Below are 5,439 nucleotides of genomic sequence, written 5' to 3'. Positions count from 1 at the left end.
AAGGTAGGCAGCGCCGGCCAGCTTGACCGCTATATAGAGCAACGGAACGGCGTGAAACAGCACTGAGAGCCCGGCGGCGGCAGCGACGACGTGCACATAACAACCAAGATGAATGCCGAGCGAGGCCGTGGGGACCACGCCGATGAGTATCAGCATGATCAGGCCCATACCCTTCTGGCCGTCGTTCGAGCCGTGTGCGAAGCTGACACCCGTGCAGGTAAAGATCAGCAGAGCGCGAATCCAAAGCGGCGGCGGCGTGCTTCCCTTCGGCGCTTCGTAAAGTGCCTTATTCCTGATGGAGAGTTTCATGGCGAGGAGAAGGAGGGCGGCAGCACAAAAGCCGACGAGCGGCGAGATGAGCAGCGACATGCCGACTTCAGTTGCCTTCGACCAGTCGACGCCACTCGTAGCGGTGCCTGATGGCGCGACGAACTGATTGGCAAGACCGACGCCCACGATTGAGCCGATCAGCGTGTGCGAACTGGAGGCGGGCAGGCCGAAATACCACGTGCCAAGATTCCAGATGATTGCCGCTGCCAGCAATGAGAACACCATGGCCAGACCTGCGCCTGAACCGACCTGCATGATCAGTTCGACCGGCAGCAGCGAGATAATGCCGAAGGCTACGGCGCCGCTTGCCGTCATCACCCCAAGGAAATTGAAGAAACCGGACCAGATCACCGCGAATTCCGCCGGCATCGAGTTGGTGTAAATGACAGTGGCGACAGCATTGGCCGTATCATGAAAGCCATTGACGAATTCGAAGCCAAGCGCAGTAACCAACGCTAGGCCGAGCAAGATCCACGGCACCGCGACGGCGCTGGTCAAATCCTGTGTCAGCGACCATGCCACATAGGTAAGGCCGGCAATCAGGATTGCGACGACAGCGTAGTTTGGGAGATTGCCGAGGCTTTTGGGTTTTTCGAGAGGATGATCGCTGAGGCCGGTAGCTGCCAAATTGTCCGCCGTCACAATCAAACCCCTCACCAAATGATTAACGAAATATGGGAGGAAGCCTATGATCCGTCGATGAACCTCTTATGACAATCCGGGATTACTTGCGCGAACCGAAAGGAATCTCTATCGCTTTCCGTAAAGAAAACTGGAAGCGCCATGCACAAGGTTGTCATCAGCGGTACGGGCGTTTTCACGCCCGAAAAATCTATCACCAACGCCGAACTGGTGGAGGCATTCAATACTTACGCCACACGGCAGAACGAGCTTCATGCGGATGAAATAGCCGCAGGCACGCGCGAGCCGATCGCCATGTCGGCCGAGGATTTCATCGTGCGGGCTTCCGGCATCGAGCAGCGCTACGTGCTCAACAAGTCCGGCGTACTCGATCCCGAAATCATGCATCCCGTCTTGCCGGAACGCAGTGATGACGAACTCTCCGTCATGGCCGAGATGGCTGTGAAAGCCGCGACCGACGCGCTCGCCAGAGCCGGGCGCACGGCCTCCGAAGTCGACGCGGTGATCTGCGCCGCATCCAACCATGAGCGGCCTTATCCCGCCATCGCCATAGAGGTGCAACAGGCACTCGACATTAATGGGTTCGGCTTTGACATGAACGTCGCCTGTTCGTCCGCAACCTTCGGCATTCAGGCTGCCGCGGACATGATCCGTTCGGGGTCCGCACGCGCCATCCTTATGGTCAATCCGGAGATTTGCTCCGCCCATCTCGAGTGGCGCGACCGCGACTGCCACTTTATCTTCGGCGATGTCTGCACGGCGGTGCTGCTCGAGCGCGATGATCTTGCTACGGCACCGGATCGATTCGAGATCGTTTCCACCCGTTGCCTCACGCAATTCTCCAACAATATCCGCAACAACAACGGCTTTCTGCGGCGCACGCGCGAAGGCCACATGACTGACCGGCGCGATATGCTTTTCCGGCAGGAGGGCCGCAAGGTTTTCAAGCAGGTCGTGCCGATCGTCGCCGATCTCATCCTCACGCACCTTGCCGACGAGAACATTGCACCCGCTCACCTGTCGCGCCTGTGGCTGCATCAGGCGAACAAGGGCATGAACGATCTTATCGGTGTCAAGGTGCTCGGCCGCGAGCCGGAGGCGGGTGAACAACCGAACATCCTGCAGGATTATGCCAATACGTCCTCGGCCGGCTCGATCATCGCTTTTTCGAAATTTTCCGACGATCTCGCCCCTGGCAGCCTCGGGGTCATTTGTTCGTTCGGCGCCGGCTATTCGGTTGGCAGCGTGATCGTAAGGAAGGTCTAGCTAAATCCGGTCGACTAGAGCGTACCAGCTGAGCGCCAGAAACAGCAGTGGCGCGCGGAACGTGCGGCCGCCGGGAAATCCTGGCACCTTCAGCTCCTCCAGCAGTTTCAGCCGGTCGCGATTGCCGGCCACCGTCTCCGCATAAAGCTTGCCGACATAGTTCGACAGCATCACGCCATGGCCGGAGTAGCCGCCGGCCGAGATTACATTCGGCATCACTTCGCGAACGAAGGGTTGGCGCGGCATCGTGATGCCCACTGAACCGCCCCAGGCCTGCGTGATCTCCACGTCGGCCAATACCGGATAGATCTCCGCGATCTGGCGGCGGATATGCGTGCTGATGTCGAGCGGATTATCGGCGGTATAGGCTTCACGCCCGCCGAAAAGCAGGCGGCCATCCTTGGAGCGGCGGAAATAGCGCACGACGAAGCGGGAGTCATCGACGCTCTCGCCACCCGGCAAGACGGGGCTGTCCTTTCCGAGCGGGACGGTTGCGCCGATGAAGGAGCGGATCGGCATAACGTGCGCTGCGCTTACCGGTTCCAGATTGCCGCCATAGGCGTTGACGGCGATCAGCGCCTTGGCGGCTGTTACTGTTCCGGAAGCTGTGGTGACGGTCACACGCCCGTTCTCGGATCTTAATCCTGTCACCTTGGTATTTTCGAAGAGGTGTACACCCGACTTGGCCGCGGCCTTCGCCGTTCCGACTACGAGGTTCATCGGTTGGATATGGCCGGTTCCCTTGTCATAGGTGCCGCCGAGGTAGCGGGTGGACCCAAGCCGCTCGGCGGTCTCGGCCGCGTCCATGTAATGGATATGCGGATAGTCGAAACGGGTCGCCATCAGCTCAGCGTGTTCCTGATAATGCTTGAGATAGCGCTTCTTGTGCACCACCGACATTTGTCCCGGAACATATTCGATATCGATTGCGTGGGTTTCGGCAAACTGCAGTAGATGGGCTTTGGCGTCCTCGGCAAGGTCAAACAGTGCCTTGGCACGGGTGAATCCGTATTGTGCCTCGAGTTCCTCGGCCCAGGCGCGCTGGCCCGTGCCAAGCTGGCCGCCGTTTCGTCCAGAGGCGCCATCGCCAAAGCGATAGGCTTCGAGGAGGACCACATCGGCGCCCGCCGATGCCAGATGCACAGCTGCCGACAGGCCGGTAAAGCCGCCGCCAATGATCACGACGTCCGCTTGGCGCGAGCCGTCAAGCGCTGGATATTCGGTTCGGTCGGCAATGGTCGATTCGTACCAGGAGATGCCGGGCGAAATGGGAGACTGATAGGGCATGTGGCTGGGCAATTTAGGCATCAAACGTTGAGGAGCAAAAATTCGCGCTCCCAAGGGCTGATAACCTCCATGAACGTCTCGAACTCGGCACGTTTGATGGCGGCGTAAGTGATGGCGAAGGGCTCCCCGAGGAGACTGATCAGGTCCTTGTCCTGCTCGAACAGGATCGTGGCTTCGATCAGGCCGCGCGGCAATTCGATCAGACTGTCGTTGACCGTCGTCGAGGCGGGCGCGTCCGGCTCGAGCTTGTTGTTCATGCCGATGAGCCCGCAGGCGAGCGACGCAGCCAACGCGAGATATGGATTGGCGTCGGATGACGGGATGCGGTTTTCGACGCGGCGCGCCGATGGATCGGAGCGAGGGACGCGAAACGCCGTGGTGCGGTTGTCGTAGCCCCACTTGACATTGACAGGGGCGGAAGCCGCCGGCGTAAGACGCCGGTAAGAATTCACGTAGGGTGCGAACATGACAAGGGATGCCGGGACATGCTTTTGCATGCCCCCGATAAAGTGCCTGAACGCCTCGCTTTCCGTACCGTCCGGATTGGTAAAGACGTTGCGACCCGTCTTCTTGTCGATGATCGACTGGTGGATATGCATCGCCGATCCCGGCTGGCCCTGGATGGGCTTGGCCATGAACGTCGCGTACATGTCATGCTTCAGCGCCGCCTCCCGGATGGTGCGCTTGAACATGAACACCTGATCGGCGAGCTCCACCGGGTCGCCATGGCGCAAGTTGATCTCGAGCTGCGCCGCGCCTTCTTCGTGAATGAGCGTATCGATCTCGAGGCCCTGGCCCTCGGAAAAATGATAGATGTCGTCGATGAGTTCATCGAACTCGTTGACACCGGCGATAGAATAGGCCTGGCCGCCGCCGATGGCGCGACCGGATCGGCCGACTGGCGGGGTCAGCGGATAGTCGGGGTCAGGATTCTTGCGGACGAGATAGAATTCGATCTCCGGCGCAACGACAGGTTTGAGACCCTTCTTGCTATAGGCGGCCATGACGCGCTTCAAAACGTTGCGCGGCGTGAACTCGACGGCCTCGCCCTCCTTGTTGACGAGATCGCATATGACCTGTGCCGTCGGATCGCTTTCCCAGGGAACTTCGGAAAGGGTAGAAAGGTCCGGCATCAGCTTGAGATCGCCGTCATCTTCCGGATAGGAAAAACCGTGGCCATCCTCGGGATAAGAGCCGGAAATTGTTGCCATGAACACGGCGGAGGGCAGGGCAAGCGACGTGTTGGAGGTGAATTTCTTCGACGGCATCATCTTGCCGCGCGCGACGCCCGCCTGATCCGGCGTAATGCATTCGATGTCTTCGATATCCCGCCAGGCCAGCCACTCGGAAGCTTCGCGCCAGTTTTTCACGCCGCGCTTGGATTTGACATAGGCGGGCGTCCGGCGCCGTGTTGTTGTCCGTGCGGGCTTCTTTTCAGGGGTTTCAGAAGGCATCAATCACCAAAATTCGTTTCGATGCGAAAATGATAGAGCAAAAGTTGCCCCGATGGGAGGCAGGCCCGGGATATATTTGTGGAGGGTGTAAGGGGTGTTCTGAGTGTTGCCCGGCACGATATGTGACCGTCGCACCGCAAAACAAAACCGCCCGCAATTGCTTGCGGGCGGTCCTTGCGCCGTGCGAGCTCCAGACCGAAGCCCGAGAAGGCCACGGCTGCAGCTATTGCCGGGTAACGACGACCGGTATCAGGAGGTCACCCCAGTTTCCGTCGCCGCCATGATGGCGTGCGGAGCGGACCAGTTCCACGGACACGCCGGCATCGACCGCCTTCATGACGGACTGGTTGAGGCGGTGCAGGTCATTTGCGACCATGCGAATGACAGCCTGCTGGTCTGCATTCATGGCCGATGATTGCTCCTCGGCCCGTTCCTTTACGCGTGTCTGCGGTGCCATGAT

Annotated in this window: 5 protein-coding genes; 1 reads left to right on the top strand and 4 read right to left on the bottom strand. The window is 59.6% G+C overall.

Going from position 1 to position 5,439, the window contains the following annotated elements; translation table 11 throughout:
- Positions 1 to 957 (bottom strand): inorganic phosphate transporter (locus tag AAAB35_RS10525; protein WP_340668227.1); only part of this gene is annotated, 957 nt, incomplete at its 3' end.
- Between the two features lie 156 nt (positions 958 to 1,113).
- Between AAAB35_RS10525 and AAAB35_RS10520 the strand changes: the two genes are divergently transcribed.
- Positions 1,114 to 2,238 (top strand): beta-ketoacyl-ACP synthase III, encoded by a 1,125-nt coding sequence (locus AAAB35_RS10520; RefSeq protein WP_340668225.1) that lies wholly within the window; start codon positions 1,114 to 1,116, stop codon positions 2,236 to 2,238.
- Here AAAB35_RS10520 and AAAB35_RS10515 read toward each other — a convergent pair whose 3' ends face one another.
- The 3 genes from AAAB35_RS10515 to AAAB35_RS10505 form a co-directional block, all read right to left on the bottom strand.
- Positions 2,239 to 3,525: an FAD-binding oxidoreductase gene (locus AAAB35_RS10515; RefSeq protein ID WP_340668226.1), complete on the bottom strand. Its 1,287-nt coding sequence runs from the start codon at positions 3,523 to 3,525 to the stop codon at positions 2,239 to 2,241.
- A gap of 20 nt (positions 3,526 to 3,545) precedes the next feature.
- Entirely contained in the window at positions 3,546 to 4,979 is a 1,434-nt protein-coding gene (locus AAAB35_RS10510) for a glutamine synthetase family protein (RefSeq protein ID WP_340668224.1), read from the bottom strand.
- A gap of 223 nt (positions 4,980 to 5,202) precedes the next feature.
- Entirely contained in the window at positions 5,203 to 5,436 is a 234-nt protein-coding gene (locus AAAB35_RS10505; protein ID WP_027230260.1) for a hypothetical protein, read from the bottom strand.
- Positions 5,437 to 5,439 lie beyond the last annotated feature (3 nt).

It is taken from the genome of Phyllobacterium sp. (genome assembly GCF_037994425.1).
Classification (GTDB): domain Bacteria; phylum Pseudomonadota; class Alphaproteobacteria; order Rhizobiales; family Rhizobiaceae; genus Phyllobacterium.
Note: the sequence above shows the minus strand (reverse complement) of the source record. Positions and strands in the feature narration are given on the sequence as shown.

Bases quoted from the DNA above. Each gene is read 5' to 3' on its own strand.
- AAAB35_RS10505 (WP_027230260.1), bottom strand. From the start codon at position 5,436: ATGGCACCGCAGACACGCGTAAAGGAACGGGCCGAGGAGCAATCATCG.
- AAAB35_RS10515 (WP_340668226.1), bottom strand. From the start codon at position 3,525: ATGCCCTATCAGTCTCCCATTTCGCCCGGCATCTCCTGGTACGAATCG.
- AAAB35_RS10510 (WP_340668224.1), bottom strand. From the start codon at position 4,979: ATGCCTTCTGAAACCCCTGAAAAGAAGCCCGCACGGACAACAACACGG.
- AAAB35_RS10520 (WP_340668225.1), top strand. From the start codon at position 1,114: ATGCACAAGGTTGTCATCAGCGGTACGGGCGTTTTCACGCCCGAAAAA.